The 26,785-nt window shown below is 58.7% G+C and carries 31 protein-coding genes and 2 tRNA genes; 14 read left to right on the top strand and 19 right to left on the bottom strand.

Going from position 1 to position 26,785, the window contains the following annotated elements:
• Positions 1-5 precede the first annotated feature (5 nt).
• From F3H58_RS05690 to F3H58_RS05680, 3 genes are all read right to left on the bottom strand, one after another.
• Complete coding sequence (locus F3H58_RS05690) at positions 6-1,994, bottom strand: bifunctional 2',3'-cyclic-nucleotide 2'-phosphodiesterase/3'-nucleotidase (RefSeq protein WP_149741507.1); 1,989 nt, start codon at positions 1,992-1,994, stop codon at positions 6-8.
• A gap of 207 nt (positions 1,995-2,201) precedes the next feature.
• The gene (locus tag F3H58_RS05685; protein WP_003502271.1) at positions 2,202-2,537 is read right to left on the bottom strand and encodes a PilZ domain-containing protein; all 336 of its coding nucleotides are present in this window, start codon (positions 2,535-2,537) and stop codon (positions 2,202-2,204) included.
• Between the two features lie 97 nt (positions 2,538-2,634).
• Positions 2,635-3,102, bottom strand: coding sequence for a DUF1203 domain-containing protein (locus F3H58_RS05680; protein ID WP_149741506.1), 468 nt, complete (start codon positions 3,100-3,102; stop codon positions 2,635-2,637).
• Between the two features lie 164 nt (positions 3,103-3,266).
• Between F3H58_RS05680 and F3H58_RS05675 the strand changes: the two genes are divergently transcribed.
• Positions 3,267-4,154, top strand: a complete 888-nt coding sequence (locus F3H58_RS05675) for a DUF4344 domain-containing metallopeptidase (RefSeq protein ID WP_149741505.1) — start codon at positions 3,267-3,269, stop codon at positions 4,152-4,154.
• Between the two features lie 282 nt (positions 4,155-4,436).
• Here the strand turns inward: F3H58_RS05675 and sseA are convergent, their stop codons facing one another.
• From sseA to F3H58_RS05655, 4 genes are all read right to left on the bottom strand, one after another.
• Positions 4,437-5,858 (bottom strand): 3-mercaptopyruvate sulfurtransferase, encoded by a 1,422-nt coding sequence (gene sseA / locus F3H58_RS05670; RefSeq protein WP_149741504.1) that lies wholly within the window; start codon positions 5,856-5,858, stop codon positions 4,437-4,439.
• Between the two features lie 16 nt (positions 5,859-5,874).
• Complete coding sequence (locus F3H58_RS05665) at positions 5,875-6,612, bottom strand: alanyl-tRNA editing protein (RefSeq protein ID WP_149741503.1); 738 nt, start codon at positions 6,610-6,612, stop codon at positions 5,875-5,877.
• Positions 6,613-6,624: 12 nt separating this feature from the next.
• Positions 6,625-7,662, bottom strand: a complete 1,038-nt coding sequence (locus F3H58_RS05660) for a cysteine synthase A (RefSeq protein WP_003521575.1) — start codon at positions 7,660-7,662, stop codon at positions 6,625-6,627.
• Between the two features lie 122 nt (positions 7,663-7,784).
• Positions 7,785-9,224 carry a cryptochrome/photolyase family protein gene (locus F3H58_RS05655; protein WP_149741502.1) on the bottom strand — a complete coding sequence of 480 codons (1,440 nt, stop codon included), beginning with the start codon at positions 9,222-9,224 and terminating at the stop codon, positions 7,785-7,787.
• Positions 9,225-9,412: 188 nt separating this feature from the next.
• On the opposite strand from F3H58_RS05655, the gene F3H58_RS05650 reads away from it, so the two are divergent.
• The 3 genes from F3H58_RS05650 (at position 9,413) to F3H58_RS05640 (ending at position 10,932) form a co-directional block, all read left to right on the top strand.
• Positions 9,413-9,682: a DUF982 domain-containing protein gene (locus F3H58_RS05650; protein ID WP_188128788.1), complete on the top strand. Its 270-nt coding sequence runs from the start codon at positions 9,413-9,415 to the stop codon at positions 9,680-9,682.
• Between the two features lie 135 nt (positions 9,683-9,817).
• Positions 9,818-10,375, top strand: a complete 558-nt coding sequence (locus F3H58_RS05645) for a methylated-DNA--[protein]-cysteine S-methyltransferase (RefSeq protein WP_149741500.1) — start codon at positions 9,818-9,820, stop codon at positions 10,373-10,375.
• 113 nt (positions 10,376-10,488) lie between these two features.
• Complete coding sequence (locus F3H58_RS05640; protein ID WP_149741499.1) at positions 10,489-10,932, top strand: TIGR02594 family protein; 444 nt, start codon at positions 10,489-10,491, stop codon at positions 10,930-10,932.
• 70 nt (positions 10,933-11,002) lie between these two features.
• On the opposite strand, the gene F3H58_RS05635 is transcribed toward F3H58_RS05640, so the two are convergent.
• Positions 11,003-11,242 (bottom strand): hypothetical protein, encoded by a 240-nt coding sequence (locus tag F3H58_RS05635; RefSeq protein WP_065654014.1) that lies wholly within the window; start codon positions 11,240-11,242, stop codon positions 11,003-11,005.
• Between the two features lie 170 nt (positions 11,243-11,412).
• Here F3H58_RS05635 and F3H58_RS05630 point away from each other — a divergent pair, with 170 nt between their 5' ends.
• Positions 11,413-11,802, top strand: coding sequence for a DUF2934 domain-containing protein (locus F3H58_RS05630; protein ID WP_149741498.1), 390 nt, complete (start codon positions 11,413-11,415; stop codon positions 11,800-11,802).
• A 102-nt stretch (positions 11,803-11,904) separates the two neighbouring features.
• On the opposite strand, the gene F3H58_RS05625 is transcribed toward F3H58_RS05630, so the two are convergent.
• Positions 11,905-11,979, bottom strand: a tRNA-Asn gene (locus tag F3H58_RS05625).
• Positions 11,980-12,155: 176 nt separating this feature from the next.
• On the opposite strand from F3H58_RS05625, the gene F3H58_RS05620 reads away from it, so the two are divergent.
• Positions 12,156-12,434: a hypothetical protein gene (locus tag F3H58_RS05620; protein WP_125145988.1), complete on the top strand. Its 279-nt coding sequence runs from the start codon at positions 12,156-12,158 to the stop codon at positions 12,432-12,434.
• A gap of 3 nt (positions 12,435-12,437) precedes the next feature.
• On the opposite strand, the gene F3H58_RS05615 is transcribed toward F3H58_RS05620, so the two are convergent.
• On the bottom strand, positions 12,438-13,082 hold the full coding sequence (locus tag F3H58_RS05615; RefSeq protein ID WP_149741497.1) for an exopolysaccharide biosynthesis protein: 645 nt from the start codon (positions 13,080-13,082) through the stop codon (positions 12,438-12,440).
• Between the two features lie 511 nt (positions 13,083-13,593).
• Between F3H58_RS05615 and F3H58_RS05610 the strand changes: the two genes are divergently transcribed.
• The 7 genes from F3H58_RS05610 to F3H58_RS05580 all read left to right on the top strand — a co-directional run bounded on the left by F3H58_RS05610 (position 13,594) and on the right by F3H58_RS05580 (position 19,287).
• Positions 13,594-14,181: a YqaA family protein gene (locus F3H58_RS05610; RefSeq protein WP_080856238.1), complete on the top strand. Its 588-nt coding sequence runs from the start codon at positions 13,594-13,596 to the stop codon at positions 14,179-14,181.
• A gap of 138 nt (positions 14,182-14,319) precedes the next feature.
• A complete protein-coding gene (locus F3H58_RS05605) occupies positions 14,320-14,874 on the top strand; it encodes a dual specificity protein phosphatase family protein (RefSeq protein ID WP_003521565.1) in 555 nt (184 codons plus the stop codon).
• A gap of 295 nt (positions 14,875-15,169) precedes the next feature.
• On the top strand, positions 15,170-16,282 hold the full coding sequence (locus F3H58_RS05600; protein WP_188128787.1) for an ABC transporter substrate-binding protein: 1,113 nt from the start codon (positions 15,170-15,172) through the stop codon (positions 16,280-16,282).
• A gap of 112 nt (positions 16,283-16,394) precedes the next feature.
• Complete coding sequence (locus F3H58_RS05595; protein WP_149741496.1) at positions 16,395-17,447, top strand: FecCD family ABC transporter permease; 1,053 nt, start codon at positions 16,395-16,397, stop codon at positions 17,445-17,447.
• Entirely contained in the window at positions 17,444-18,265 is an 822-nt protein-coding gene (locus tag F3H58_RS05590; RefSeq protein WP_149741495.1) for an ABC transporter ATP-binding protein, read from the top strand. The genes F3H58_RS05595 and F3H58_RS05590 overlap by 4 nt, the downstream gene beginning before the upstream one ends.
• The gene (locus F3H58_RS05585; protein WP_149741494.1) at positions 18,262-18,717 is read left to right on the top strand and encodes a pseudoazurin; all 456 of its coding nucleotides are present in this window, start codon (positions 18,262-18,264) and stop codon (positions 18,715-18,717) included. The genes F3H58_RS05590 and F3H58_RS05585 overlap by 4 nt, the downstream gene beginning before the upstream one ends.
• A 72-nt stretch (positions 18,718-18,789) precedes the next feature.
• Positions 18,790-19,287 (top strand): ferritin, encoded by a 498-nt coding sequence (locus F3H58_RS05580; protein WP_065654008.1) that lies wholly within the window; start codon positions 18,790-18,792, stop codon positions 19,285-19,287.
• A gap of 70 nt (positions 19,288-19,357) precedes the next feature.
• Here F3H58_RS05580 and F3H58_RS27115 read toward each other — a convergent pair whose 3' ends face one another.
• The 3 genes from F3H58_RS27115 to F3H58_RS05565 form a co-directional block, all read right to left on the bottom strand.
• Positions 19,358-19,561: a hypothetical protein gene (locus F3H58_RS27115; RefSeq protein ID WP_020811145.1), complete on the bottom strand. Its 204-nt coding sequence runs from the start codon at positions 19,559-19,561 to the stop codon at positions 19,358-19,360.
• Between the two features lie 103 nt (positions 19,562-19,664).
• Entirely contained in the window at positions 19,665-19,925 is a 261-nt protein-coding gene (locus F3H58_RS05570) for a hypothetical protein (RefSeq protein ID WP_065654007.1), read from the bottom strand.
• 138 nt (positions 19,926-20,063) lie between these two features.
• Positions 20,064-20,140, bottom strand: a tRNA-Pro gene (locus F3H58_RS05565).
• 218 nt (positions 20,141-20,358) lie between these two features.
• On the opposite strand from F3H58_RS05565, the gene F3H58_RS05560 reads away from it, so the two are divergent.
• Positions 20,359-20,895 (top strand): DUF1269 domain-containing protein, encoded by a 537-nt coding sequence (locus F3H58_RS05560; protein ID WP_149741493.1) that lies wholly within the window; start codon positions 20,359-20,361, stop codon positions 20,893-20,895.
• 71 nt (positions 20,896-20,966) lie between these two features.
• On the opposite strand, the gene F3H58_RS05555 is transcribed toward F3H58_RS05560, so the two are convergent.
• The 6 genes from F3H58_RS05555 to uppC form a co-directional block, all read right to left on the bottom strand.
• Positions 20,967-21,608 (bottom strand): hypothetical protein, encoded by a 642-nt coding sequence (locus F3H58_RS05555; RefSeq protein ID WP_149741492.1) that lies wholly within the window; start codon positions 21,606-21,608, stop codon positions 20,967-20,969.
• 172 nt (positions 21,609-21,780) lie between these two features.
• Positions 21,781-21,930 (bottom strand): hypothetical protein, encoded by a 150-nt coding sequence (locus F3H58_RS05550; RefSeq protein ID WP_104679367.1) that lies wholly within the window; start codon positions 21,928-21,930, stop codon positions 21,781-21,783.
• Between the two features lie 79 nt (positions 21,931-22,009).
• On the bottom strand, positions 22,010-23,251 hold the full coding sequence (uppF, locus tag F3H58_RS05545) for a polysaccharide biosynthesis O-antigen ligase family protein UppF (RefSeq protein WP_149741491.1): 1,242 nt from the start codon (positions 23,249-23,251) through the stop codon (positions 22,010-22,012).
• Positions 23,248-24,801 (bottom strand): polysaccharide biosynthesis glycosyltransferase UppE, encoded by a 1,554-nt coding sequence (gene uppE, locus F3H58_RS05540; protein ID WP_149741490.1) that lies wholly within the window; start codon positions 24,799-24,801, stop codon positions 23,248-23,250. Before uppE ends, uppF begins: the two co-directional genes overlap by 4 nt.
• 221 nt (positions 24,802-25,022) lie before the next feature.
• A complete protein-coding gene (gene uppD / locus F3H58_RS05535; protein WP_188128786.1) occupies positions 25,023-26,168 on the bottom strand; it encodes a polysaccharide biosynthesis type 4 glycosyltransferase UppD in 1,146 nt (381 codons plus the stop codon).
• Between the two features lie 16 nt (positions 26,169-26,184).
• On the bottom strand, positions 26,185-26,757 hold the full coding sequence (uppC, locus tag F3H58_RS05530) for a polysaccharide export protein UppC (protein ID WP_003502309.1): 573 nt from the start codon (positions 26,755-26,757) through the stop codon (positions 26,185-26,187).
• Between the last annotated feature and the right edge of the window lie 28 nt (positions 26,758-26,785).

Raw genomic sequence — 26,785 nt, 5'->3', positions numbered from 1 at the left:
AGCCCTCAAAGAACCAGACGGAACTTCGCGAAACCTTCCGCGCCGTCGCCGGCATCCTCGATCTTTGCGCCCTTGATATCGGCCGCATAGTGGCGGCCCTTGGGGCCGGTCTCAAAGATCGCCGTGGTATCGGCCACCGGCGCGAAGGACCAGTTTGCATCCGCAGACGGGTTGATGGTGCCCTGATCGATGATATAGCGCACGATCACGTCGCGGTTGGTATCGGGGGCCACGAAGATCACCTTGTCGCCGGCGATATCGGGGAATTTGCCGCCGCCGCTGGCCCGGTAATTATTCGTCGCCACCACGAATTTCTGCTCGGGATCGATCGGCTTGCCTTCAAATTGCAGGTTGACGATGCGGTTGCTGTCCGGGTTGATGGCCTTGCCATCCTTGTCGAATTTCGCCGGTTTGGAAATGTCGATCTGATAGGTCACGCCGTCGATGACATCGAAATTATAGGACGGGAAATCCGCATTCAGCAGCGGCGCATCCTTTGCGCCGGCCTCGACCGTATTGAACATGCCGGCCGACATTTCCAGCCAGTTCTTTACCTGCGCGCCGTTGATCAGCACCGCCTGCACCGTGTTGGGGTAGAGATAAAGATCGGCGACGTTCTTGATGGCGATGTCACCGGCGGGGACATCGGTATAATAATCCGCACCGCCGCGACCGCCGGACTTGAAGGGGGCTGCCGCAGAAAGCACGGGCAGATCCTTGTATTGCCCTTCCTTCAGCATGTCCTTGATGTACCAGGTCTGGGCATTGGAGACGATCTGTACGGAAGGATCGTCGGCCACCAGCGCGAAATAGGAATAGAGCGGCGCGGAGGTCTTGCCGACGGGACGGCGCACATAGGCAAGGGCCGCCTCGTGATCGGCCTTGGCGGCGGCGAGGACTTCCGCCTTGTCCGTGAAATCGGCGACGACCTTGCGGTTTTCGTCGCGGTGGTAGATCGGCCGGGCTTCGGAGGTGAAGTCGACGATCTTCCAGCTCTTGCCGTCCTTTTCGAGCAGCAGGTCGATAAGGCCCATATGCGAGCCCCAGAAGCCGGCCATCACCGCCGGCTTGCCCATGAGCGTGCCCTTGACGGCATCCGCACCCTCGATACCGTCCCAGGTCTTCGGACCGGGGAAGACCAGATGCTGGTGGCCGGTGAAGATCGCATCGATGCCTTCGACACCTGCCAGATAAAGCGAGGCGTTTTCCATGCGCTCGGTCTGGCCCTTGCCGTCGATACCGGAATGGGAAAGGGCGATGACGATATCCGCACCTTCCTCCTTCATGACCGGAACCCAGGCTTTTGCCGCCTCGACGATATCGCGCGTCTGCGCCTTGCCCTCGAGGTTCTTGGAATCCCACATCATGATCTGCGGCGGCACGAAGCCGATGATGCCGACCTTGACCGGGCTCGTCACGCCGCCGCCGTCGCGGATCTGCTTTTCAAGAATGACATAGGGCTTGAAAAACAGCTCGTCGTTCTTCGGATCGGAAGCAAGCTGGCCCTTGGTGAGATTGGCGCAGACGTAAGGGAAGCCCGCACCCGCCAGCGTGTTCGACATATAGTCGAGACCGTAATTGAATTCGTGGTTGCCGAGCGTGCCGCAATCGTAACCCAGCACGTTCATGGCGTTGATCACGGGGTGCTTGTCGCCGGCCTTCATGCCGCGCTCATAGGCGATATAGTCGCCGAGCGGGTTGCCCTGCAAGAAGTCGCCATTGTCCACCAGCATCGAGTTTCCGGCTTCGGCGCGGATGGTGTCTATGATCGAGGCGGTGCGCGCCAGTCCCATCGTGTCGTTCGGCTTGTCGGCGTAATAATCATAGGGAAAGACGTGAACATGGATATCGGTCGTTTCCATGATGCGCAGATGCGCCTGGTTGGCCGCCGCACGCGCAGCAAAAGGGTGCAGCATCACCAGCGCCGAGGAGGCTGCGATGCCGCCCAGAAGCGAACGCCGGGTAATGGGGTGGAGAGCGAGAAGCGACGACATGGGAACTCCTTCGGATGAAGCTTGCTCTGTCTTGAAAAATGACAGGGTAGAAGCAATCGCAGAGGAGTCCATCACCAAAATGACAGGCCCGTGACAGATAGGCCGGTTTTCAACCGTTTGATAAATTTTTTATCACGGGCGTGCGGCGCAGGTGTCGCCGCACCGAAGAATGCGCATCGTTTGCTCTGCGCATTACCGTGCCCTGGATCAGCGGGCGAGGGTCGGTTTCACTTCTTCGTGGAAGAAACGGAAATAGGAGGAAAGCTGCGCCAGCGTGTTGGTGGAAAGTTTGAGCTGGAGGCCGAGGCGGTTCATGTGCTGCCATTGCACGACGCCCTCGATGAAGCCCAGATCCTCACTCTGCACCTTGACCCGGCTGCCCTTGGCGGCTGCGAAAGGTCCATCCAGCTCGAGCGCCATTCCGGTGGCGGAAAGATCGACCACACGCCCTCTGGTCGACTGGCTGAAATAATGCACGGTCGCAAAAATCCTGGTCTTGCTGCGGGGCGCGGTCCGGGTCGCCATATTGAGGTTGTTTGTCATTTTGCTGCTCAAATCAATTGTTTCCGATACCTGCATTATGGTGCGGAAAACTTGAGAGCCGTTTAGTTCTTCTCTTAAAATTGCATGTAATTGCCGATTATGCTGTGTCGATACGGCACTGATAGCAATTATTGCGGGCGGAGCGCACATGCACATAAGCGACATCCGCGCGCTCCAGAAGGTGCCGCGCGCGCGAAACGATCTCGTCTGTCGCCGTCACCGCGCCGGTGCCGTAGACGATGCGGTCATCGGCTCCATAACCGCGCACGATATAATCCGGGCTGTCCAGCATCGGCGGAATGGCCTGCGTCTGCGGATAGCGCTCACAGGCGTCGGCATGCAGAAACACCGGGCCCGTTTCCGCATAGGGCTGTAGCGAGGGAAAGGGCCGGTAGGCGAGGATCAGCATCCCTTCGCCTTCCCCGATCTGGGAAAGGCAGTGGCGGCAGGGCATGCCGCCGGGAGAAACGGCTCTCTCCGGCGGATTGCCGTAGGCGTCGGCGGCTCCCGCGCGGAAGTCTTCGGCTTCCTTAGCCGGCATTGCAGTGAAAACGAGATCGGTCATGACGGAGACCTCCTGGGTTGGGTTCGGCGTTGCTTCTTTGCAGCTATGGTCCCGAAACGGATCACTATCCACCCGATTCTTGACAGGCGATGCAACCAGCCCATTGCGTGACTCGTTAGCTTCGGGAATCAGTGACGCTCCTCGTTCCCGGAAGGTCTGATTTTATGTTCCGTCGTTTTCTGGCCGCCGTTCCGCTGGCTTTCGTTTCGTTGACGGCTCCGCTTGAGGCCGAGGCGCAGGTCGCCTCCGGTCTCGATGGCCTGTCCGACGAACAGCTTCAGCAGGCGGTCAATTTCGTCATCGGCAATGCGATCTTCTCGCTTTATCACGAGGATGCGCGCATGCTGATCTCGGATTTCGGAACGGCGGACACGGCAAGTGTGCAGGCGCCGGCCGATCAACTGGCTGGAACGCTCATCCTCCAGGCCAACGAGGAATGGCTCGACACCGCGCTCGTCAATGCCACGGACAGCTGGTATCTGGCGCGTGAGGCGGAGACCTTGCCTGAGCACGAAGCCCCGGTCTTCTCCGCGCTGGTGCCCGACAGGAGCCGCGATCGCAACATGGCCTGCCTGATGGTCGGCCGTGACAAGGACGGTTATGGCGATCTGGCCGCCATGATGGGGCTCAACAATGCCGAATTCGACAAATGCGCCGCCGCCTATCCGGGCGTCGCTTCGGCCTGGGAGAATTTTCTGAGCCCCCACCGCAGCCAGACGCCTTCCAGATTCTCCGTCAGCTACGTGCCGCCGCGCGACCCGGAGCTTGAGCCCTACGCCATCATGATCAAGGAATCGAAGGTCCTCGATCTCATCAGCCGCAGTTTTAGCGGCTATGGCTTGAAGGGGGACGTCAAGCTGACGGCCAAGTCCTGCGGCCGTCCCGACGTCTACTGGTCGGCGGAAAAGCGCGAGATCACCTATTGCTATGAACTCGGCAAGTTCCAGGCGGAACTGATTGCCGATCACCTGCTGAACACCGTCACGGAAGACAAGGGCGCTGCCGGCGGGCAAATCCCGACGGCCGCCGCTAATCTGGAACGGGAAATCTGAGGCCGGATTGCCGAACGCTGGCAATCTGGCTTCCCGATATGGGAGGGAAGTGCCGTGCCGGTTGTCGTGCGCAATTTCGCCATCTCGCTTGACGGATACGGCGCGGGGCGAGAAGAGAGCAACTTTTCGAAGGGATGGATTCGCCTGCACTTGGTTATCGCTGCACGCTAGGCCGGCGAGGGCGCTACCCGTCTAACTATCGACAAAGCGGGAGTGCTACGTCACCTTGCGCCGTCATTTCTGTGAACAAGCACGGGAATGAGGCTAGTGAACCGGCGCCCCTCAATTTCGCAGCGATATCTCCAAAAGCTCGGCATCGGCAAGCGGCTCCACCCAGGCCTCATAGGTGCCGACGGGCGAAAAGCCCATCATCTGGTAAAGCTGCAGCGCGCGCGGATGGTCGAGCGTGTTGGTGGTCACCGTCACCCGTTGCGGATTGTCCTGCCAGGCGGCGTAAAGCGCCTGCAACAGGAACCACTTGCCGACGCCTGCACCGATCGCCTCTTCGAGCAGCCCGAAATAGGAAAGCTCGGTCACCTCGTCGCTCGCCTTGTTCAGTTCGAAGAAACCGGCGGGCGCACCATTCATATAAAGAACCGTAACGCTGTTTTTCGGATCGCGCAGGATGGCGGAAAGCTCCGCATCGCTCATGCGCATGCGCTTTTGCCAGTGCCAGCGTTTCCCAACCCGCCAGTAAAGATAGCGGTAGAAATGCAGGGGAATATTGTTGACCCGCATGAGCGCTGTCTGGATGTTGACGGGGATCGGTAGGCTGACCTTCGGCGGAGCCGTCATTTCCAGCTGCGTCACATGCGCCTTCAGCGGTCCGTGCGACAATGTGGGGATTGCATCCGCGGGACCAGTAACCACCGGCGTATCCTGCAATCCGCCCCATTCCGACCATGAGCCGTCGTAAAGCGAATTATCCTTGTGACCAAGCGATTCCAGGGCCAGGGTGATGACGGCGGCGGTGACGCCCGAGCCGCAACTGGTGACGACGGGCTTCGAAAGATCGATGCCGGCATCGGTCACCATCTTGCGGATGGCGGTGAGGTCCTTGAAGTGGCCGTTTTCGGAAAAGGCTGTCGCGGGCAGGCTGCGCGCGCCGGGCATGTGGCCGGAGCGCATGCCGGCGCGCGGCTCGGCCTCGTCGCCGGTAAAGCGTCCGGCGCCACGGGCGTCGGCAATCTGCTTTTCACCGCTGTCGACGATGCCGCGCATGGCGCCAAGCGAGGTTACGCGCTTCTCGTTGAAATCAGGCGTAAAGGTTGCCGGCTCGATTTCCGGAGTGCCGGTTTCGAGCGGCCGGCCTTCGCGTTTCCAGCCATCGAGGCCGCCATCCAGCACATAGGCCTTGCGCACGCCCATCACCCGCAGCATCCACCACACGCGCGGCGCGGAAAAGAAGCCGGGGCCGTCATAGACCACGATCGTATCCGTATCGCTGAGGCCAAGCGCACCGGCCTGTTCCGCGAAGAATTCCGGCGAGGGCAGGGAATGCGGCAGGCCGGTGGTATGATCGGCGATCTTGTCCTGATCGAAGAATACCGCACCGGGCAGGTGACCCGCCGCATATTCTTCCGCGCCGTTGCGCTTGTGCGCCGGCAGATACCAGGAGGCATCAACGACACGAAACCCGGCCGTGCCGAGCTGTTTTTCCACCCAGTCCGCCGAAACGACGAAACGGCTCTTATCCGTGCTCACGATGTTTCTCCCAATCTCAGGCAACAGCTTCAGGCGCGCCGAAACGAATACGGAACCGCCTGTTCTCCTTGCCCTTCTTTTCTATCTTGGCAATGTGAATATCGCCTACTTCCTGCGTTTCGGAAACATGGGTACCGCCGCAGGGTTGGCTGTCGATGCTGGAGTTTTCGCCGATGCAGACGAGGCTGACCCGGCCAAGGCCCATTGGCGGGCGCACATTCTTGGATTTGACGATGCCCGGATTGGCCTGCAGCTCCTCGTCGGTGATCCATTGCAGGAAGACGGGATGGTTGGCTTTCACCAGCTGCATAAGCTTTGCCGTCACCTCGTCCTTGTCGATGGTTTCCGACATGTCGAAATCGACACGCGATTCATCCTCGCCGACGGCGGCTCCGGTGATCGGCCATTGGCAGACGACGGAGAGCAGATGGCAGGCGGTGTGCATCCGCATCAGCTTGTAGCGACGCGGCCAGTCCACATGCAGGGTGAGTTTTTCGCCGACTTCAGGAGAAGGCTGGCCTTCGAGCGGCACATGGATGATCACGCTCTTGTCGGCGCCGTTTTTGGTGATACCGAGTTCTATGCGTGAACCATCGGCCCGCTCGAGAAAGCCGCTATCGCCCGGTTGGCCGCCGGAGGTGGCGTAAAAGCATGTCTGGTCCAGCTCTATGCCGCCATCCTCATGCACCGCCGTGACGATCGCTTCTGCGGTGGAAAGATAAAAATCGTCACGGAACAGGGCATTCACAGGCATTTCGGCATGTCCTCAAACGGTTTCGTACGGAACCGCAATCTCGCTTTTCGTCGCCAGCCACTGTGGGATCGGAAGTCCCTTGGAACGCAGGAAATCCGGATTGAAAAGCTTCGACTGATAACGATTGCCGTAGTCGCACAGTATCGTCACGATTGTATGCCCCGGACCGAGCTCGCGGGCAAGGCGGATTGCGCCGGCAATGTTGATGCCGGAGGAGCCGCCAAGGCAAAGCCCTTCCTTCGTCACCAGATCGAACAGCACCGGCAGCGCCTCCGCATCCGAAATGCGATAGGAGAAGTCAGGCGTAAAACCTTCCAGATTGGCGGTGATGCGCCCCTGTCCGATGCCTTCGGTAATGGAGGAGCCTTCGGATTTCAGCACGCCGTGCTTGTAAAATTCATAGAGAGCCGCACCCTCGGGATCGGCAAGGCCGATCTTGATGTCGGGATTGAAATCGCGCAGGCCGTCGGCCACGCCCGCAAGCGTTCCGCCGGAACCGACCGAGCAGATGAAGCCATCGACCTTGCCATCCGTCTGGTCCCAGATTTCGGGGGCAGTCGTTTCGATATGGGCCTGACGGTTGGCGATGTTGTCGAACTGGTTGGCCCAGATCGCACCGTTTTCATCGGTTGCGGCAAGCTGTTTTGCCAGCCGGCCGGAAACCTTCACGTAATTGTTCGGGTTGGAATAGGGGGCGGCCGGAACTTCGACCAGCTTCGCGCCGAGAAGCTTCAGCGCATCCTTCTTTTCCTGGCTCTGCGTCTCGGGAATGACGATGACCGTCTTGTAGCCCAGCGCATTGGCGACCAGCGACAGACCGATGCCGGTATTGCCCGCAGTACCCTCCACAATGGTGCCGCCCGGTCGCAGCTGACCGCGCCGCTCGGCATCGCGGATAATGTAGAGTGCGGCGCGATCCTTCACCGATTGCCCGGGATTGAGGAATTCCGCCTTGCCGAGGATTTCACACCCCGTCGCTTCAGAGGCGGCTTTCAGACGGATGAGCGGCGTGTTGCCGATAGCACTGAGCGCAGAGGAGTGAATGGTCATGATTGAGCCTTCTTGTCTGAGCGGAAATTAGGTGCCGTTATGTCCCGTTACAACCGCTTCAAGGCAAGAAATTATCTTCCCGGCTTTGGCTTAGCCACGCAAAATTTTGCCGATACCCAATTTTATGCGTTCTTCTTGACGTCGGCATAGGCCGCAAGCGCTCTTTCGCGCGCTTTTCCATGGTCGACAATCGGCAGCGGATAGGTCTTGCCAAGCTCGATGCCCGCCTTCTTCAAGGCCTCTTTCGGCGCTTCGAACGGCTTGTGGATGTATTTTCGCTCAAGCTTTTTCAGCTCCGGCACGAAATGGCGCACATAATCGCCATCGGCGTCGAATTTTTCGCCCTGCAATATGGGGTTGAAGATGCGGAAAAACGGCGAGGCGTCCGCGCCCGAACCCGCCACCCATTGCCAGTTGGCGGCGTTGGAGGCCGGGTCCGCATCGACAAGCGTGTCGCGGAACCATTTCTCGCCCTTCCGCCAGTCGATCAGCAGATGTTTGATGAGGAAGGAGGCCACGATCATACGCACCCGATTGTGCATCGTGCCGTGTTTCCACAATTGCCGCATGCCGGCATCGACGATCGGATATCCCGTCATCCCGCGGGTCCACGCCGTGAAGGATTTTTCATCGTCTCGCCAGCGGAAGGCGTCGAAACTGTCGTTCCAGTTCTTTTCGTCGAGTTCGGGAAAATGAAACAGCAGGTGATAGCAGAATTCCCGCCAGACGATTTCCTTGCGAAAACGGCTGATATCGTTGGAGGCGATGTGGCGGGAAAGCCCCTTCGTCGCGTGCCAGACGGTAGAAGGCGATATTTCGCCGGACGCCAGATGCGGAGAAAGCAAAGAGGTTGCGTGCTTTGCCGGAAAGTCGCGGCCTTCTTCATAACCCTTCAAAGCGCCATCGATGAAATCGTCGAGTTTCTCCCGCGCTCCGCCTTCGCCGGGAGACCAGATGTCGCTGAAGTGTTTCGCCCAGTCGGGCTTGGTGGGTAACAGTTTCCAATCGCCAGGCTTTTCCGATTTCGGCCACGTCTTCGGCGCCTTCAGACCCTTCGGCGCACCCGCCGGCGCATGTGGCTCCTCGCCGCCCTCCAGCGCCCGCCAGAAGGGCGTATAGACCCGGTATGGACCGCCGGATTTCGTCTGCAGCCTCGATGGCTCATGCAGCAGATGGCCGGAAAAGCTGCGCACCGTCAGGCCGTCATCCCGAAGCGTCTGTTTCAGCGCCTTGTCCGTCGCCATGCCGGCAGGATCGTATCGGCGGTTCCAGAATACCGCCTCTGCACCGGTTTCGGATATCAGATGGCGCAATGTCTCGCCGGCGTCGCCGCTCAAAAGCACGAGGCGGCTGCCGATTTTTTCCAGTGCGGCGGTCAGGGACGTGAGGGAGTGGTGAAGCCACCATTCCTGCGCGCCGCCCAGCGGGCCGCATGATTTTTCCCTGATATAGACGGGGATGACGGGGCCGCCATGCTCCACGGCGGCAAGCAAAGCGAGGTTGTCCGAAAGGCGCAGGTCCTTGCGGAACCAGACGATGGCGGGGGAGGCTGCTGTCGACATGAAAGGACCCGGTTCACTTCCGCTTGAACGAGTGTTGAAACGCTTTGTTCCGCAAATCGGCTACAATGGAAAGATGGAGGGCATGGTTTTTCGAGGGTTATTTTTTCGCCCTTGAAACCGCTGATAAAGGGAACCAACTGGAGGAGCCGGCGTTTGTCGCGGGTTAATAGAGCATGGAAGTGCAATCAATGTTGCTGAATGACGTTAAGTGGGAAAAGCCCGTTACCATCTCCCTTGAAAACGGTGCTCCCCGTATTTTCAATGGCGTTTACGAAGCCTTCGATTTTCTCCAGCACGAATGGACTGAGCGTGGCGACAAGGTGTATGAACAGGCGCTGCGCCTGTGCCGCGCCTCGCTGATGGGCGACGTGGCGGGGGAAATTGCCCGCACGGCTTTCGTTGCCGCCAGCCGGCAGGCGCAGTGCCTTGTGGAAGAGCCGGGCAAAATCGCGTCCTGAACGGATTTTCGGAATTTATGTGTATAAGGCCACCCGCCAAAAACGGGTGGCCTTGTTTGTTGAGGAGCAGGAAACGGGTTGTTTCGAATGCGGGATATGGCATCGTGCATGCAAAAATGCGGATGAGCAACGGCAATGAGCAACCACTGCGGCTATATTGTTTTTCCCACAGCCCTCGGCCATTGCGGCCTTGCATGGGCGGGCCGGGGCATTGTGCGTTTGCAATTGCCCGGCTCTGACGCCGGCGAGACCGAAAAACTTCTCCAGAAGCGCCTGCAATACGCGTCCATCGCCGTTCCCGAAACACGCACGCGTGAGGTGATTGCGATGATCACCCGTTATTTCGGCGGCGAGGAGATCGATTTTACCGCCGTCGAACTCGATCTCGCCGGGCAAGAGCGTTTTTTCCTCGATGTTTACGCCGTTGCGCGGCAGATCGGTTGGGGCGACACGACGACCTATGGCGGCATCGTAAAAACGCTTGGCCTCGGTATGGAAAAGGCCCGCGATGTCGGTCAGGCCATGGCGAAAAATCCGGTGCCGTTGATCATTCCCTGTCATCGGGTTCTCGCCGCCGGCGGCAGGCTTGGAGGCTTCTCCGCACCGGGCGGAACCACCACCAAATTGCGTATGCTGGATCTCGAAAATGCCGGCCGCCGCCGCACCGATGAGGCGCAGGGCAGCCTGTTTTGAAGCAATGACAGATCAGCGCACATGAATAGGCGTCTGATTTCTGCCCATTTCTCGTCAAATTGTCGCTAAATTGTCACAATACACGGGCGCCCTCTAACATAAGGGCGAGACGTTTGAGAGTATCCGCGTTAATTCTATCGGTTGCCTTGTCTTTTACAGTCGTTGCATCGGCCTCTGCCGGCATGCTGAACCAGGCAGAAAAATACACCGGGCTGCATGAGTCCAAGAACAACAAGAGCCTCAAGAACATTCTTGGCGCAAATCCCCGCAGCACTCCATGGTGTGGCCTTTTCCTGCATGCGGTCGCCAGTAAGGCCGGCCGGCAATCTCCCAAATCCTATGGATTTGCGAAGTCCTGGACATCCTTCGGTTATGCCGTGCCAGTCAGTCAGGCAAAACCCGGCGATGTCGTCGTCATTCGCAATGGCCGCGGTTACCACGCCGGCATTTTGAAGAGCATGAGCGGCAAGACCGCCCAAATCCTCGGCGGCAACCAGTCCGGCCGGGTGCAGGTGTCGAACTTCAACCGCAAGTCCATCGTTTCGGTCCGCCGATAAATCTCCTGACATTTTTGACGGCATTTTTTCGATAAAGGCGGGCTTTGACCCGCCTTTTCCATGTTTGGGCCTAAGGCTGCTCTCTGGTGCCAGGTGCTGCGTCGCGCTGGTCGTCGTCCTCAAGGTCTGTGGCGACGATGAAGGCGTCCTCGTGCTGCCTTGCGGCCTGCCGGCGCGCACGCAGGCTCACGCTCTCGTCCGGGTAAATCTCGACATCTTTGGCTTTCAGTTCGCTGTCTGTTTCAAACCGCGCGACATCGTCGTCCTCAATATCAAGCGGTTCGGTTTTCGGCTTCTGCGGGGTGGTCATGAAGCGATCTCCTGCTGGTTTCTGCAGGCCAAACGATCGGCGGCCGATGACGGTTCCGTTTCTCGCGGAAATGCTTATTCGTCGCAGGTCAAAGCGGAACTAACTCTGGCTTTTTTTGTTTTTTCAATGGCACAATCAAAACCGGTGCAACGTAAAAAGGGAGGTTCGTTATGAGCCATGACCGCGAAGCCGCAATCCGTGAAAAAGCGCGCGCAATATGGGAGAGGGAAGGAAGACCCGACGGGCACCATGAAAGACACTGGATCGAGGCGGAACGGGAGCTTTCCGCAGATGCGGAAGCGGCGAAGTCCAAAAGCGGAAATGGCGTGAAGAAGTCTGCTGCCGCGAAAGCGCCTGCGAAGAAGACGCCAGCGAAAAAGGCAACTTCGGCAAATGCCAAATCACCCGCGGTAAAATCCCTTGAGAAAGAGCGGAAATCTACGGATAAGAACAAGGAAGACGATCTCACCGAGAGCCTTGAGGAGAGTTTTCCGGCAAGCGATCCTCCGGCGCTGACCAACGCCACGAAGGCGACGAAAAGGGCTGTCAAGAAGAACTGATCGTTTGGCGGTAGGATAATGGGGAAGTCACGACAATCCCCCAAGAAGAATGGGGCGAATTGCAGCTGCACTTCGCTCTTCAAAACATGTTTTTGAGAGAAATGGCTCCCCGGGCCGGATTCGAACCGGCGACCTGTCGATTAACAGTCGAATGCTCTACCGCTGAGCTACCAGGGAACGTCCACCGCTTGGCGCGGTGTGAGCGGGGTAATACAAATGCTTTTCCGATTTGCCAAGCGGTTTTTTCAAAAAAAACGCATTCCTCTTGTTTTATCCATCCAGAGTCCCGATTTTCCGGGCTTATCGCCGGTGAAAAAATTATCCACAGGCCAGATGCAAAAGGGCAGGATGGAATGAAATTCGGTATCGACCACAGAACGCACCGCCTCCATGTCGGAAAATGGAGCTTTGCCATGCCGCGTTCGCGCGTCGGCAGGATTGCTACCGGCTCGGCGCTGGTGGTGGGCGGAACGCTGGGTTTCCTGCCCGTGCTCGGCTTCTGGATGGTTCCGCTTGGTCTCGTCGTGCTTTCCCACGATCTGCCGGCGGTTCGCCGCCAGCGGCGACGGCTGGCGGTCTGGTGGGCATCGCGGCAGAACCGCCGCGACACCCGCAATGGCGACCGGCAATAGGTCTTATGCGCCGATGGAACTGCTGATGCCCTGGCCGGCCCAGAAGGCCGCATAGGCGAGCGCTGCGAAATAAATCGCCGTCAGCCCCAGAAACAGGTAGCCGCCGAGCACGGTGACGCCATCCCTCTGAATCATCCCTGCCGAAAAAAGCAGGATCGCAACGCCTGGAAGGGTGTTGGAGAAGGGAATGAAGCCGAGCGGCATCATCAGCAATACGCCCGCCGTCATCAGCGCAAGTCCGTTTATGCGGTTGGCGATGATGCCGGTCGTCAGCGCGGGAATGCGCGGGCGGATGAAACCGTCGAGCTTGGAGACAATGGCGACGCCTTTTTGAAGGGCGGGAATGAGCTTTGCCGTCTCCATCTGCCGGTCGAGGATTTTCGCCGGCAGCCATGGCAGGCGGTTGAGGGTGATTGCGAGGCTGACAAGAATGATCGCCGCACCAAAGACCGTGCTGACGCCGGGAATGGAAACCGGGATGAGGAAGGGCAGGGAGGCGATTGCGCAGATAAGCAAAAGGCCCTGTTCGCCGATCGCTTCCATCAACTCGCGCAACGTGATCGTCTGACCCTGCAGCTTTCCTATCAACTTCTCAAGCGTCGTGCTGAGCTTTTCAGACGTATCAGTGAATGCGAATTCGTTCGTCATGCGGCTTCCCGGAAGTTGTTTAACTCCGGGATTGATAACATCCATCCGGCCCGATGCCTATCGCCGATAGAAAAGGAGCCTCATCACATTTGGTCGCGCGGTTCGCCTGGATTAGTGCGAAACCCAGCTGCTGTAGGCGCCGGCAAGAAGAACTATCAGCAGAATGACAAGTATGACCGGATTGATCGATGTAACGAAGTTTACATAGTCCATGATAACTTCCTCCTCTTTCCTCCACTTCTTATTCTACAGCAAAAAGGCGAGTTCATCTACCGCAGGGTGAAATTTCGCATTGCAACAACTAATCTGCGGTGAGGGCTGGAAATGCTCGTCTTTATGATTTTTTGCGATGCAAAAATAAATTTTCCAACATTTGCCATTCTCTTGCGTTGTCTCTAATCCTCATTCGGGGCCGGTCTCTCCGGCCCGTCGGCAACCGCATGAATCACCGCCGATATGCTTTGGCTCCCGCCTGCCTTCACTCCGCAACGCTCTTCCCCGGGGACACGACATGCTGAAAAACATCTATGCCTGGACGATGGCGCTCGCCGCGCGCAAAACCGCCGTGTGGTGGCTGGCAATCGTGGCTTTCGTGGAGAGCTCCATCTTCGTTGTGCCTGCCGATGTGCTTTTCCTGCCCATGGTGCTGGCCAGACCGAAAAAGGCGATGTTTTATGCGCTCGTGGCAACTGTCGCCTCGGTTTTTGGCGGAATCGCCGGCTGGTTCCTCGGCCACTATGCCTTTGAAAGCATCGCGCGGCCCATTCTCGAATTTTACGGCAAGCTCGACAGCTTCGAGCATCTGAAGAACTCCGTTGACTACGAAACCATCGTTCTCCTGCTGGTGACATCGGGGCTCGCGCATCTGCCGCCGATCAAGGTCGTGACTATCCTCTCCGGCGCGGCCAATATCAGCCTTGGCCTGTTCATTCTTTCGGCCGTCGTCACGCGCGGCGCGCGCTTTTTCATCCTTGCCGGATTGCTGCAGAAATACGGGGAATCGGTGCGTCATTTCATCGAAAAACGCCTCGGCGCCATCACCGCGGCGGCGGCCGCCGCGCTCATCGCGGTCTATGCGGTTTACGTTTTCGTGCGTTGATCAAGCGCAAATTTTCTACTCTTACAATACTGTCGCATAACTTTCAGCTTACTGTCAGAATCCGTCTGTATCGGTTCTCTCGTCGAATGAGGGAACCGTTTTATTATGCGAAGATTTTGGAAGTGCTCCTTTTGGGGCATGGGTATTGCTGTGCTTGCCGCAGGCGGTTACCTCTACGCCATTCAGCTCCTGGGCAATTTTCACGAGGTTGTCGCGGGGCAGCTTTATCGCTCCAACCAGCCGAGCAATGAGCAGCTCGTCCGCTATACCAAAGACCATGGTATCAGGACGGTCATCAATCTGCGCGGTGCGAACGAATCCAAGGCCTGGTATCGCGATGAGGTCGAAACCGCCCGCGAACTGGGACTTAATCATATCGATTTCGGCATGTCGGCAAGTCAGGAGCTCGACATGAACAGGGTCAACGAGCTGGTCGCCATCATGCGCGATGCGCCGAAGCCCATCCTCATTCATTGCAAGGCCGGTGCGGACAGGACAGGCCTCGCCACCGCGCTCTATCTCAGCCGCGTGGCAAAGCTTGATGAGGAACAGGCGGAAAGCCAGCTTTCCTTCCGCTTCGGCCATATCGGCATTCCCTATCTCTCGGAAACTTACGCCATGGACCGGACTTGGGAGAACGCGGAAAAGATGCCAGTCGTCGACGATTTCGCCATCGCCTCCAACGAGTTCTGAAGTCGGCTCGGGGGCATTTCCCACAGGGCACACTTCAATGATCTGAACGGGATCTTGCGTCCTGTCTCGATGGCGGAGGTTATCGGGACGGGCGCAACCCAAAGACCTTGGCCGGCTGAGGGCGCGGCAGCGCTGCATCTATCGCCGCCGCCCAGCGCAATATTTCCCGGTGTGCATTTTACCGGAAATGACAATTTTCATTTTTATATTAGCAACTTATGCGATCTTGCAATTTAAGTTGACTCGCAGTGTCACCTTTTATACAGCGGCATTGTTTCAACTTCTGGATCGCATCATGACCCGCAAAAAATTTATCGGCGGCCTTGCCGCATCGTTCTTATCCGTTTTCTTTATCGCACCTTCCGCCACCGCTGCAGAGAAGACCATCACTGACGTCATCGGACGCGAGGTGAAGGTTGATCTTCCTGCAAAACGCGTCGTTCTCGGTTTCTATTTCGAGGACTACATGGCGGTCGGTGGCGAAAAGGCCTATGATTCCGTTGTCGGCATTTCCCGCGAAGCGTGGGAAGGCTGGGTTCCCGCCAACTGGAAAATGCATCTCGCTCACCGCGCCTCGCTTGCGGATATTGCCGATGTCGGCGAAGTCGAAGCCCAGACCTTCTCGGTCGAAAAAGTTCTGAGCCTCAATCCTGATCTGGTGGTCCTGGCGGATTGGCAATACAAGGCGCTCGGTCTCGATGCCGACCGTCTGGAAGAAGAGGGGATTCCCGTCGTTGTCGTCGACTATAACGCCCAGACGGTCGAGCGCCACGTCGCCTCCACCCGGCTTTTCGGCGAACTCACCGGCCAGCAGCAGCGCGGCAAGGAAATTGCGGAATTCTACGCCGGTTCTCTGAAGGATGTCGCCGAACGGGTGGCGAAATCCGGTCAGCCGAAACCGAAGGTCTATGTCGAATTCGGCAATAAGGGACCGGCCGAATATTCCTTCACCTATGGCAAGAACATGTGGGGCGCCATGTCCACCGCCGCTGGCGGCGACAATATCGCAGCACCTTTCGTTGAGTGGTGGGGACCGATCAATCCCGAGCAGGTTCTGGCTTCGAAGCCCGACGCCATCTTCATTTCCGGCCGTGAAAACAACAAGAACCCCGCAGCGCTGGCGATGGGGCAGGCGGTGAAGGCCGCGGATGCCCGCGAAAAGCTCAAGGCCTTCGAAACGCGTCAGGGCTGGAGTGAAGTGCCGGCCATCAAGAACGGGCAGCTGTTCGGTGTCTATCAGGGCGCGTCGCGCACGCTCTCCGATTTCGCCATGGTGCAATATATCGCCAAGCAGCTTTATCCCGCGCAGTTCAAGGATGTCGATCCGATCGCCAACTATCTCGGCTATTACAGGAAATACCTGCCGGTCACGCCTGAAGGCACCTTTGCCATCGCCGTCAAGGATTGATGGTTCTGTGGCCGGCGGCGGAAAAGCATATTTGCTTGCCGCTGAGGGTTAAATTCCGCGGACGCCACTGCACGGCGTCCGTTTTTCACCGTCTTTTTCAAACAGGTTTTCCATGATAATTGCCGCCCGCAATGCCGAAGCCATCGGTGCGCACCGGCTGCGTGAACGTCGTCGCTGGCGCGTCGTCTTGGTCTTTTTCGTGCTGATGGCGGTGAGCCTCGTTCTCGATATCGCCACCGGTCCCTCGCTGCTGTCGCCCGCCGAAGTGGTGAAGTCGCTGACCGGCCTTGGCGAACGGGCGGCGATGACCGATTCCATCGTACGTGGCCTTCGCCTGCCCATGGCGCTGATGGCGCTTGCCGTTGGAGCGGCGCTCGGCGCCGGCGGCGCGCAGATGCAGACCTTGCTGAATAATCCCATGGCGAGCCCCTATACGCTCGGCATGGCGGCTGCAGCGGGCTTTGGCGCCGCGCTGGTGCTTTCGCTCGGCGGTCTCGGGCTGGATGCCATGATTGCCGTTCCGCTCGGCGCTTTCGTCTTTTCCATGCTTGCTGCGCTCTTTCTCTTCATGCTGGCCTCCATGCGGCAGATGACGGCCGAAACCATCATTCTCGGCGGCATCGCGCTTCTTTTCCTGTTTCAGTCGCTGCTGTCGCTCATTCAGTTCCTGTCCTCGCCGGAACTGTCACAGCAGATTCTTTTCTGGCTGTTCGGCAGCCTGACCAAGGCGACCTGGCCGACGCTTGGTTTGACAGCCGCCGTCACCGCCTTCTGCTGCGCCATGCTGATGGCGGATTGCTGGAAACTGACGGCGCTGAGGATGGGGGAAATGCGGGCAGCCAGCCTCGGCATCAATGTGCGCCGGCTGCGCATGAAGGTTCTCATCATCGTCGCCATCATGACCGCGACGGCCACGAGTTTTGTCGGGGTCATCGGTTTCATCGGGCTGGTCGCGCCGCATATCGCCCGTATGACGGTGGGCGAGGATCAGCGCTTCTTTTTGCCCATGTCGGTACTGAGCGGCGCGCTGATGCTTTCGGCAGCCTCGATTCTCTCCAAATCGATCATTCCCGGCGCTCTGTTCCCGGTCGGCATCGTCACCGCCATTGTCGGCGTGCCGTTTCTCCTGTGGCTGATTTTCGCTCCGAAGAGGCGCGGCCGATGATGGTTCTGGATAATATTTCCGTCGAACGGGGCGGGCAGGTTATTGTGAGAGACCTCTCGGCACGCCTGGAGCCCGGGAAAATCCACGCCGTCATCGGCCCGAACGGAACGGGCAAGACGACGCTTCTCAGAGCGATCTTCGGCGACCTGCCGCTCGCCAACGGCGCGATCAGCCTCGGTGATCGTCGCCTTCAGGCTGGAGAAAGGGCAGGGCGGCACAGAAGGGACTGGCGGGATCGCTTCGCCTATATGCCGCAGGATACCGCAGCCGATATAGCGCTCAGTGTGCTGGAGGTGGTGGCGCTCGGCCGCTTCGGCCGGCTTTCGCTTCATATCGACGACGAAACGCTCGATCTGGCCATGACACGCCTGCATCAGGCCGGAATAGCCCATCTGGCGGGCAGGGAGATCGCTTCGCTCAGCGGCGGGCAACGGCAGATGGCGCTTTTTGCGCAGGTTCTGATGCGTGAGCCGCAGGCGATGCTGCTCGATGAGCCGGTTAGCGCGCTGGACCTCAAGCATCAGGTGGCGCTTCTCGATCTGGTGCGGCGGGAAACCCGCGCCAATGGCCGGGTGACGCTTGTCGTGCTGCATGATCTCAATCTAGCCTGCCAATATGCCGACAACCTGCTGGTGATTTCGGATGGCGCGCTGAAGGCGACCGGCGCACCGGGCGATATCGTCACGCCGAAGCTCATTTCCGAGACCTATGGCGTTGCCGTGGAGGTGCTGCGCGACCGGCGCGGCAACCCCGTCATCCAGCCGGCGGGGGATCCGCCGCTCGAACATTTCAAAACCCTTGAAGGAATAATTGCATGAAACGATTTTTGATGACGCTTGCCACGGCTTTGGCCGTAATCCTGCCCGCCACGCCATCCCTTTCCGCCGAACACAAGATACTGATGCTCAATTACGGCAAGGATGGCGGCATGGTCTTCGAGCCTTCCTATGTGAAGGCGGAGCCGGGCGACACCATTACCTTCGTGCCGCAAAATTCCAGCCACTATGTGCAGTCCTATGCGGTTCCGGACGGCGTTAGCCCCTGGAAAAGCAAGCTCGATGAGGCCTTCACCGTCACCGTCGAGAAGGAGGGCGTCTATCTCTATTATTGCCCGCCGCATCTGATGATGGCGATGATCGGCATCATTCAGGTCGGCAAGCCCGTCAATCTCGAAGCCGTCAGACAAAAGGCCGAGAAGCTGCGGCCCAAGCTCGTCATGAAGAGCGAAAGGCTGGAGGCGGCGCTGGGGCAGGTGACGTCCGCACAATAACGCCCCGCCGTTCAGGCCGCGCCAATCCGCACCGCAAACCCGCTTCTTCAACCCGAAACCAAGGATGAAACCATGGCAAACAAAGTCATCGAAACGACGCTGAACGATCTCCTCAATGGCGAGCTGCGCGCCCATCACGCCTATCTTCAGGCGGCCGCATGGGCGGCGGAACGCAATCTCGACGGTTGCTATAAATTCCTGCTCGGCCATGCGGCGGAAGAGCTGGAGCACATGCACCGCATCTTCGGCTTTCTGAACGATCTCGGCGCACGCGTCACCTTTTCCGAACTGCCGGCGCCGCAGGTCACGGCAAACGACATCAAGGGGCTGTTCACCATCGTGACGGAGCACGAATCCCGCGTCACCGCCGCCATCAACGCGGCAGTCGATCTTGCCCAAGTGGAAAAAGATCACGCCACCACCTCTTTCCTGCAATGGTTCGTGGATGAGCAGCATGAGGAAGACAGCCTTTGCCGCACCATACTCGGCAAGATCGAGCTGATCGGCGACGGCCCCAATGCGCTTTACCTGATCGACCGCGAAATCGGTCAGCTGGCGGACAAGGGCTGATTGCTGCGCTGGTTTTTCTTACGCTCCACAAGCCGCACCGAACATGGCTTGTGGAGTGGAAGCCGTCGGTTCAATCGCGTCCGATATCCGGCGTCCATCCGCGCGTATATCCCTTTCCCATAATGGCGACAGCAAGGGAAAGCTGTTCCTGCAGATGCTCGATTTCGCCGAGAAGAGCTTCGACAGCCGCCTTCGCATCGCCGTCGTGACACTGGATGACATATCCGGCTATGTCGTCAGGCCGTATGGGGGTGATTTTTTCAGCGTCGGACATAGTGGATGACCTCTCTTTTGTTCACTAAATGTTCTAATTTTAGCAGAGAGTCAACAACGCAATGGGCGTCGCCCTTTATAGTCCGGCACTGCGGAATTGAACGTTAGTGAACAGACGGTTCTTCGCCATCCAGAAAGCTGCGAATCCCGTCCTTCTCACACGTGGCCAGGAATTCTTCCCAGGCGTCTTTGTCGGTCGCGAAGGGTTCGTCCCAGGTGGTGACATCGTCATGCTCGCTGATGACCTCGAGCGTCCAATCCTGCTGGGTGCCAGCGGGCCGGTAGATATCAACCAGAACCGTGATGCCGTCGTCTTCAAACTCGCCCGAGAATTCTGAGTGTTCTATTTTCGTTTTTTTGGCCATCTTGGCACACCTCATTCTCAGGCCTGGACAAACGTATAGCCCAATCCGGGCTTTTAAATTCGCGCATGGCGCAGGTTATCAGATAGCTGAAACAAATATAGCCAGCTCTGGGGGAACTGGCTATCTATCTGATTTTAATGGTCGGAGCGGCGGGATTCGAACCCACGACCCCTTGACCCCCAGTCAAGTGCGCTACCGGGCTGCGCTACGCTCCGAACCTGAAAGCCGTTTATATATAAGCCTGTTAGGGCGCAAGCGGAAAATGGTCTTTTCATAAAAAAAGGAGCAAAGGGTGTGGATGGCGCAGAGAGGGCTAAGCAGCCCGTATGGGCGGCCGTCAAACGCATGACACATCCTCTTTCCATCATTGCCGGAACAAGCCGCCCGCTTCGGCGTTCAATCGCAGCGGAATTGAAACTCAGGGAGACGAACTATGTCCGAACTCGTCGTTGTTGGATTTGACGGAACGGAAGTGGCCGACAGGGTGCTTCTGAAGCTTGCAGGCCTGAAAAAGGAATATCTGGTCGATCTGGAAGATGCCGTGGTTGTCGTTCGCGATGAAGATGGCAAGGTGCATCTGAAACAGAGCGTCAATCTCACGGCGATCGGCGCAAGCTCCGGTTTCCTGTCCGGCGGTCTCTGGGGCGGCCTCGTCGGCCTGCTGTTCCTCAATCCGCTGGCAGGATTTGCAATCGGCGGCGCCATCGGTGCCGGCACGGGCGCTCTTGCGGGCTCGCTGACGGATTTCGGCATCGATGACGATTTCATCAAATCGCTCGGCGAGACCATTCCCAACGGTTCTTCGGCGCTGTTCGTGCTGATCCGCAAGGTGCAGCCGGAAAAGGTGCTGGCGGAACTGGAAGGCCTACGCGGGCGGGTCATCAAGACGTCGCTGTCGCCAGCGCAGGAGGCGCAGTTGCAAAAGGCGCTTTCCGGCGGAGCCGAAACGGCTGCGGCGCCTGCCGTCTGATCAGACGATGAAAGCGAGGCTGCGGCATGTTCCATGTCGCGGCCATTCGTTCAGGCGTCGGCGAATTCGGCTTATACGGTCAAAGTACCGTTTTTCGCCTGTGGCCAGGTGAGATAATAATAGCGACTGCCGACGCTGCCGAAAAATGCGTTGTCGCCGGAAATGGTATCGACATAAGCGCCTGTCTCGCTTCTCGCATAGGCCGAGCCGTCGCGTTTGAGATGGTCTTTCAGAAAGTCGCTCCATCCCGTCATGGCGATATCCGTGGCCGGTTTAGAGGTGGTTTGTGTATCGGAGGCCACATCCCAGGCCTTGATTTGCGCACCCTCGGCGGGATCGGAGATGGTCAGCGTGCCGGCCGTCAAAGCCTCCAGCATGGCCTTGGCCTGTGAAGCCTTGTCCGGGTGCGCGGTCAGTTCTTCCAGCGTCTCCTTCAGCTCCTTCATGAAATCGGCCTTGGTAATATCGCCGGAAGAAAGCTGGGTATCCGTGTCGTCGGTCTGCGTATCCTCGTTCGAGGTCTGGGCATATTGCGCCAGAAGCTGCGTGAGCCGCGTGTTGGAGGAGGAGGAGGTGTCCAGCCCGTAGGAATCGAGGAGAGACGTCCGCGTCGAGGAGGAGGTGGCGGCGGAATTGTCTTCCTGCTCCTTGATGGCCTTGAGGGCCAGTCTGGTGGCGGTGAGGCGTGTGGACAGGTCGATGGAGGAGACCATTGCGCTAGCTGTTTCCTTGATCGGGCGATACGCATCATTCGTACCGAACCGGCTCGGCGGGCATCGATCCCGCCTTTCGTCTCCTCTCATAAGAAGACCGGGCGAATCCCTGCCGTGTTCGGCTTGGGATGCACCCGGTCTTAATGGCCGGACTTTGCGCGACGCTTGCGGATCAGTTCTCCTGAACGGAGACGCCGTTCGGGCCGATATTCATCTCGATCCCCTTCGGCTTGCTTTCCTCGTGCCAGACATAGACGCCAAGGCCTGCGATGACCACGATGAGTGCGCCGATGATGAGATAGAGATTATTGGTCTGCGTCATTAAGATGTCTCCCCGTTTGACCATCAGAATCCGGGGCTAAACGCATGAAATGGCGTAAGGTTCCGTAAGGGCAAGCGTTTTAGGCGGCACGCGCGCGGCGGCGCAGGCTTTCGCGTTTTTCAAGCGCCATGCATCCCCACAATATGCCAAGCAGCAGGAAGAAGTGTCGCCAGTGGTCGGTATCGATGACGGCGCCGATCATTACATGCCCGACGAACGTCACCCAGGAAATGATGAGGAACGGCTGCCAGGGCCGTGGCCGCAGCAGGTGCCTGAAACCGGCGGCGATGGTCCAGCAGATCAACACGAGATAGATCACGAAACCGAACCAGCCATGCGTCGTCAGGCTCTTCAGCCAGATATTATGTTCGGCGGCGGGAAAGATATTGTCGAACACCATGGGGCCGATGCCGAGCGGGTGTTCCATGGCGAGCAGGAAGCCGAGATAGTGGCGGGCAAAACGCCCGAGATGGCCGCCATCATAAGATTGCACCGCCGAAGCGCGGCTGGAGAACAGATCCGCCACCTGCTTGAACTGCAGCGCGATGATGACCGCCGCGACCATCAACCCGGCGGCGACAAGAAATAGCACGAGAATCTTCAGGCGAAACGCGGCCGTGCGCTCCTTCAGCAGCATCACGAAGACGAGGAGGATGGTGGCGAACAGAAACAGGCCCCAGGCCGCGCGCGAGAACGACAGGAACACAGCAAGCGACAGGATGAGCAGCCCGGCGATCCGCCAGGGCGCATGCATCGCCTTGCCGGTGAGAAGGCCGTAAATGAGGTAGAGCGAGGGCGTCACCAGAAAGGGACCGAAAACGTTCGGGTCCTGAAAGGCGCCCTTGGCGCGGTCGTAAAGGGTGAAGACCTCGAAACCCGGAATGGCGTGGAAATATCCGATGATGCCGAGCAGGGCGGTGATGAGCGCCGCCGCAAGCCAGGCCCGGAAAATTAAAAGCAGCCGCTGGTATTTGTCCTCGATGATCGCCGCATAAAAAACCGAGGTTAGCGCCAGAAAGGTCGAGACGGCGAGATAAAGCGGCCCCTCGTCCAGATCGGCCATGGTGGTGAGCGAAAGATAACCGCCGACATTGAAGGCCAGCAGCAGGCACAGAAGCAGGACGACGGTGCGCGAAAGGCGAAGGCCGAGCAGGAACCACAGGGCCACCTGTCCCACCATCATCAGCTCATAGGGCGCCGGCTCGGAAATGACGAAACCGGAAAGGAACACGCCGAATGCGATGAAGAACGAACCGACGAGCCGCATGGCGGCCAGCGGCGCGTCGAAATCCGGTGCGTGCTGGTAGCCGGTGTGGGTCAATAGGCGTTTTCCGATTTCAGCAGCCGTATCGGTGTGAGGAACAGGATCTTCAGATCGAGGAACAGCGACCAGTTCTCGATGTAATAGAGATCGTATTCGGTGCGGAACTTGATCTTGTCGCCATGGTCGATCTCGCCGCGCCAGCCGTTGATCTGCGCCCAGCCGGTAACACCGGGCTTGACCTTGTGGCGCGCGAAATAGTGCTCCACCACCTCGGTATATTTCAGGTCGCCCGTCTGGGCATGAACGGCATGCGGGCGCGGCCCGACGAGCGAAAGGTCGCCGTAAAGAACGTTGAAAAGCTGCGGCAGCTCGTCCATCGAGGATTTGCGCAGGAAGCGGCCGACGGGCGTGACGCGCGGGTCGTTCTTCGTCACGGCTTTTTTCGCGGTCGGATCGCTGAGTTCCGTGTACATGGAACGGAACTTCCAGACGTTGATCGTCTCATTGTTGAAGCCGTGGCGCTTCTGCTTGAAAAGGACCGGGCCTTTCGAGGTCACTTTCACGGCAATTCCCGCGCCCACCATCACCGGCCATAAAAGGGCGATGCCGATGAGGCTGAAGGTGATGTCGAACACCCGTTTCGCCACCGAATCCCAGTCGCGGATCGGCTTGTCGAACACATCGAGCATCGGCACCTTGCCGACATGGGAATAGGCGCGGGGGCGGAAACGCAATTTATTGGCATGCGCCGCAATGCGGATATCGACCGGCAGCACCCAAAGTTTGCGCAGAAGCTGGAGAATGCGCGCCTCGGCGCTGAGCGGCAGGGCGATGATCAGCATGTCCAGCTTCGTCAGCCGGGCAAATTCCACCAGCTCTGCGAAGGTGCCAAGCTTGGGATAGCCGGCGACAACCTCGGGAGAACGGGCGCTTTTCCGGTCATCGAAGATACCGCAGATGCGGATATCGTTATCGGACTGCTGTTCCAGCGAGCGGATAAGGTCCTTGGCGGTATCGCCGCCACCGACGATGACGGCACGGCGTTCCATGACGCCGTTGCGGCCCCAGTGGCGAATGGCGAAGCCGAGGATCAGCCGTCCGGCGAAGATCGCCACCGCACCCGTTGCATACCAGATGCCGAAGGCCTGCCAGGAATGCAGCGCATCGGGAAAGAAGAGGAGAAGGAAACAGGCAATTCCCACGAAAGAAAGGCACACGGCGCCCTGAATGCGTGCGAACATCTTCAGCGGCGTGCGCAGTGTCGGAAGCTGATAGCAGTCACCCGCCTGCAACAGAAACACGCAGAGCGCCGCCCCCAGCACGCCGCCGCCGAAAACCGACAGAAAGGTTTCGAGACCGCGATCGGCTGCGATGCCGTTGACGATGGCGGCGATGACGACGAGCATCGTGAATTCCAGGAGCCGCAATTGCCCGATCACCATGTTGGGCGAATGGTTGCCGGCACGAAGCTGGTTGGCGATCTGCCGTGCAAGCGGATTGAGAACGACGGTTTCGGATGCCGAAGCCCCGCCGGCTTCATGGTCGGAGAGTTTTTTGCGCAATGACGCCAGATCGAATTGCAGTCTGTCCTTGTCAGTCTTGGTCATTGCCTTGGTCCGCACCCTCCAGCGCATCGGCCTTAAAATCGCATTGGATTTTCGACCGGAACGATGCGCAACCTCAAAGTGGTAGAGCGCCCGTCGTGCATCCGAATGGACACGCGGCGCTCTACGAGCAGAAAACTAGCCGAAACATGCTAAGAAACGTTTATGATGAGTTTCTACAGGACGGTCGGAATATACAATTAAAAATCGTGTTTTTGAAATGGCTATTGGGTCGATAACAGGTCGCGATAGAGTTTCATCATCTCATCCGCCATGACCGGGGTTGAAAATTTCGCCTTGAAGCTGTCCGGGCGAGGCATGATCCGCTGCGCCCAGCCGGCATCCTCGGCATCCTTGACCATGATCCGTGCCAGCGCATCGGCGTCGCCAGCCGGCACGAGCGCCTCGCTGTCTTCTCCGAGGACTTCGGGAATGCCGCCGACATGCGAGGCGATGACCGTTTTTCCCGCCGCAAGCGCTTCGAGCACGATATAGGGCATGGCTTCGGCGCGCGACGGCACCACCACCGTCGTTGCCAATTCGAAGGCGTGTCTGGCGGGCATGGCCGCATGCATGGAAATCCGTCGGGAAAGCCCGGCCTTGTCGATCATCGCCGCATATTTGTGCCTGTCCGGTCCGTCGCCGACGATCACGCCGGTCATCGGCTGACCGATGCTGCGTTCCATTTTTGCAAATGCTCTGATGAAGACATCCGGTCCCTTGAGGTCGCGCAACATGCCGATATAGAGAAAACGGGCTGCATCTTCGCGGGCGGGCACGGTTTCGAACTCGCTTTCCTGCACGCCGTTATAGATCATCGCGGTGCGGGTGCGCGGCCTGCCGACCTTGGCCTCGTAAGTCGCCTGCTCGAAATTACAGACGAAACAGAGCGCATCGGTGAAATGCTCCTGAAACCGCTCCAGCCGAAGGAAAAGCTGCCCTTTGAGGCTGTTTCGGGCGTAATGCAGGCTGCCGCCATGCGGTGAATAGAGGCGGGCTACGCGATACCTGTTCGCCCGCAGGAGTGAGCCGATCAGCCGGGCAAGAGCGCCACCCTTGGCGCTGTGTCCGTGCAGAATGTCCGGCCGCAAACTTTTGATGTGCTTGTAGGATTTCCACAGCGCCATGAAGTCGCCGGGGCTGATGGACCGCCGGATGGGCAGGCGGGTGAGGCCAAGCTCCAGCAGCGGGGTAATTTGTGCGAAAAGCCGTTCCTCATACGCGCCGCCGGTGGAGCTGTCACAGACGATGCCGACCTTGTGGCCCTGTTTCACATGTTCTTCGATGAGGTCGCGCACATGGCGGAAAACACCGCCCACCGGGGAGCGGAAGCAGTGAATGATGCGCAGGGGAGGGCCGTCATCCGACACGTTCGCCACTCCGTTTTCAGAAGAAGCGTTCACGCACATAGACGGTATCGCCGGCCAGAATGGGCGCGGTGATACCGATCCGGCCGGTCATCACCTCGGCATTGATCTTGCGGGTGATGTCGACATCGGCCTGATTGGCGCGCGGGGTGAAGCCGCCGGCAATGGCGATGGCGTTTTGCACGGTCATGCCCGGCACATAGGAATATTGGCCGGGACGGCCGACTTCGCCCATGATGAAGACCGGGCGATAGCGGTCGATCTCGATCGTCACGTCCGGATCGCGAAGATAACCCTGGCGCAGTTTGGCGGCGATGGCGGCTTCGAGCTGCGGCAGGGTCTTGCCGCGTGCGGGAACCTGGCCGACGAGCGGGAAGGCGACATAACCGGCCTGATCGACCGTATAGGTATTGGTCAGCCCGGCCTGCTCGAACACGTTGATGCGCAGCCTGTCGCCGCTATCGACATGATAGGGCTGCAGGGCGGCTTCGTTGAAGGACCTCGGAGCGGGTTGATATGCCGCGCAGCCGGAAAGGGCCGTCAGAACGGCGAGCGTCAGTGCGGTGACATGTCGTGATCCGGCGAGCGGCATCTCATCTGGCTCCGAGTCGAACTTTGAT

The organism is Rhizobium sp. NFACC06-2, from assembly GCF_900101425.1.
Taxonomy (GTDB): Bacteria; Pseudomonadota; Alphaproteobacteria; order Rhizobiales; family Rhizobiaceae; genus Agrobacterium; species Agrobacterium leguminum.
Note: the sequence above shows the minus strand (reverse complement) of the source record. Positions and strands in the feature narration are given on the sequence as shown.

Bases quoted from the DNA above. Each gene is read 5' to 3' on its own strand.
- F3H58_RS05690 (WP_149741507.1), bottom strand. From the start codon at position 1,994: ATGTCGTCGCTTCTCGCTCTCCACCCCATTACCCGGCGTTCGCTTCTG.
- F3H58_RS05685 (WP_003502271.1), bottom strand. From the start codon at position 2,537: ATGACAAACAACCTCAATATGGCGACCCGGACCGCGCCCCGCAGCAAG.
- F3H58_RS05680 (WP_149741506.1), bottom strand. From the start codon at position 3,102: ATGACCGATCTCGTTTTCACTGCAATGCCGGCTAAGGAAGCCGAAGAC.
- F3H58_RS05675 (WP_149741505.1), top strand. From the start codon at position 3,267: ATGTTCCGTCGTTTTCTGGCCGCCGTTCCGCTGGCTTTCGTTTCGTTG.
- F3H58_RS05665 (WP_149741503.1), bottom strand. From the start codon at position 6,612: ATGCCTGTGAATGCCCTGTTCCGTGACGATTTTTATCTTTCCACCGCA.
- F3H58_RS05660 (WP_003521575.1), bottom strand. From the start codon at position 7,662: ATGACCATTCACTCCTCTGCGCTCAGTGCTATCGGCAACACGCCGCTC.
- F3H58_RS05655 (WP_149741502.1), bottom strand. From the start codon at position 9,224: ATGTCGACAGCAGCCTCCCCCGCCATCGTCTGGTTCCGCAAGGACCTG.
- F3H58_RS05650 (WP_188128788.1), top strand. From the start codon at position 9,413: ATGTTGCTGAATGACGTTAAGTGGGAAAAGCCCGTTACCATCTCCCTT.
- F3H58_RS05645 (WP_149741500.1), top strand. From the start codon at position 9,818: ATGAGCAACCACTGCGGCTATATTGTTTTTCCCACAGCCCTCGGCCAT.
- F3H58_RS05635 (WP_065654014.1), bottom strand. From the start codon at position 11,242: ATGACCACCCCGCAGAAGCCGAAAACCGAACCGCTTGATATTGAGGAC.
- F3H58_RS05630 (WP_149741498.1), top strand. From the start codon at position 11,413: ATGAGCCATGACCGCGAAGCCGCAATCCGTGAAAAAGCGCGCGCAATA.
- F3H58_RS05620 (WP_125145988.1), top strand. From the start codon at position 12,156: ATGAAATTCGGTATCGACCACAGAACGCACCGCCTCCATGTCGGAAAA.
- F3H58_RS05615 (WP_149741497.1), bottom strand. From the start codon at position 13,082: ATGACGAACGAATTCGCATTCACTGATACGTCTGAAAAGCTCAGCACG.
- F3H58_RS05610 (WP_080856238.1), top strand. From the start codon at position 13,594: ATGCTGAAAAACATCTATGCCTGGACGATGGCGCTCGCCGCGCGCAAA.
- F3H58_RS05605 (WP_003521565.1), top strand. From the start codon at position 14,320: ATGGGTATTGCTGTGCTTGCCGCAGGCGGTTACCTCTACGCCATTCAG.
- F3H58_RS05600 (WP_188128787.1), top strand. From the start codon at position 15,170: ATGACCCGCAAAAAATTTATCGGCGGCCTTGCCGCATCGTTCTTATCC.
- F3H58_RS05595 (WP_149741496.1), top strand. From the start codon at position 16,395: ATGATAATTGCCGCCCGCAATGCCGAAGCCATCGGTGCGCACCGGCTG.
- F3H58_RS05590 (WP_149741495.1), top strand. From the start codon at position 17,444: ATGATGGTTCTGGATAATATTTCCGTCGAACGGGGCGGGCAGGTTATT.
- F3H58_RS05585 (WP_149741494.1), top strand. From the start codon at position 18,262: ATGAAACGATTTTTGATGACGCTTGCCACGGCTTTGGCCGTAATCCTG.
- F3H58_RS05580 (WP_065654008.1), top strand. From the start codon at position 18,790: ATGGCAAACAAAGTCATCGAAACGACGCTGAACGATCTCCTCAATGGC.
- F3H58_RS27115 (WP_020811145.1), bottom strand. From the start codon at position 19,561: ATGTCCGACGCTGAAAAAATCACCCCCATACGGCCTGACGACATAGCC.
- F3H58_RS05570 (WP_065654007.1), bottom strand. From the start codon at position 19,925: ATGGCCAAAAAAACGAAAATAGAACACTCAGAATTCTCGGGCGAGTTT.
- F3H58_RS05560 (WP_149741493.1), top strand. From the start codon at position 20,359: ATGTCCGAACTCGTCGTTGTTGGATTTGACGGAACGGAAGTGGCCGAC.
- F3H58_RS05555 (WP_149741492.1), bottom strand. From the start codon at position 21,608: ATGGTCTCCTCCATCGACCTGTCCACACGCCTCACCGCCACCAGACTG.
- F3H58_RS05550 (WP_104679367.1), bottom strand. From the start codon at position 21,930: ATGACGCAGACCAATAATCTCTATCTCATCATCGGCGCACTCATCGTG.
- uppE (WP_149741490.1), bottom strand. From the start codon at position 24,801: ATGACCAAGACTGACAAGGACAGACTGCAATTCGATCTGGCGTCATTG.
- uppC (WP_003502309.1), bottom strand. From the start codon at position 26,757: ATGCCGCTCGCCGGATCACGACATGTCACCGCACTGACGCTCGCCGTT.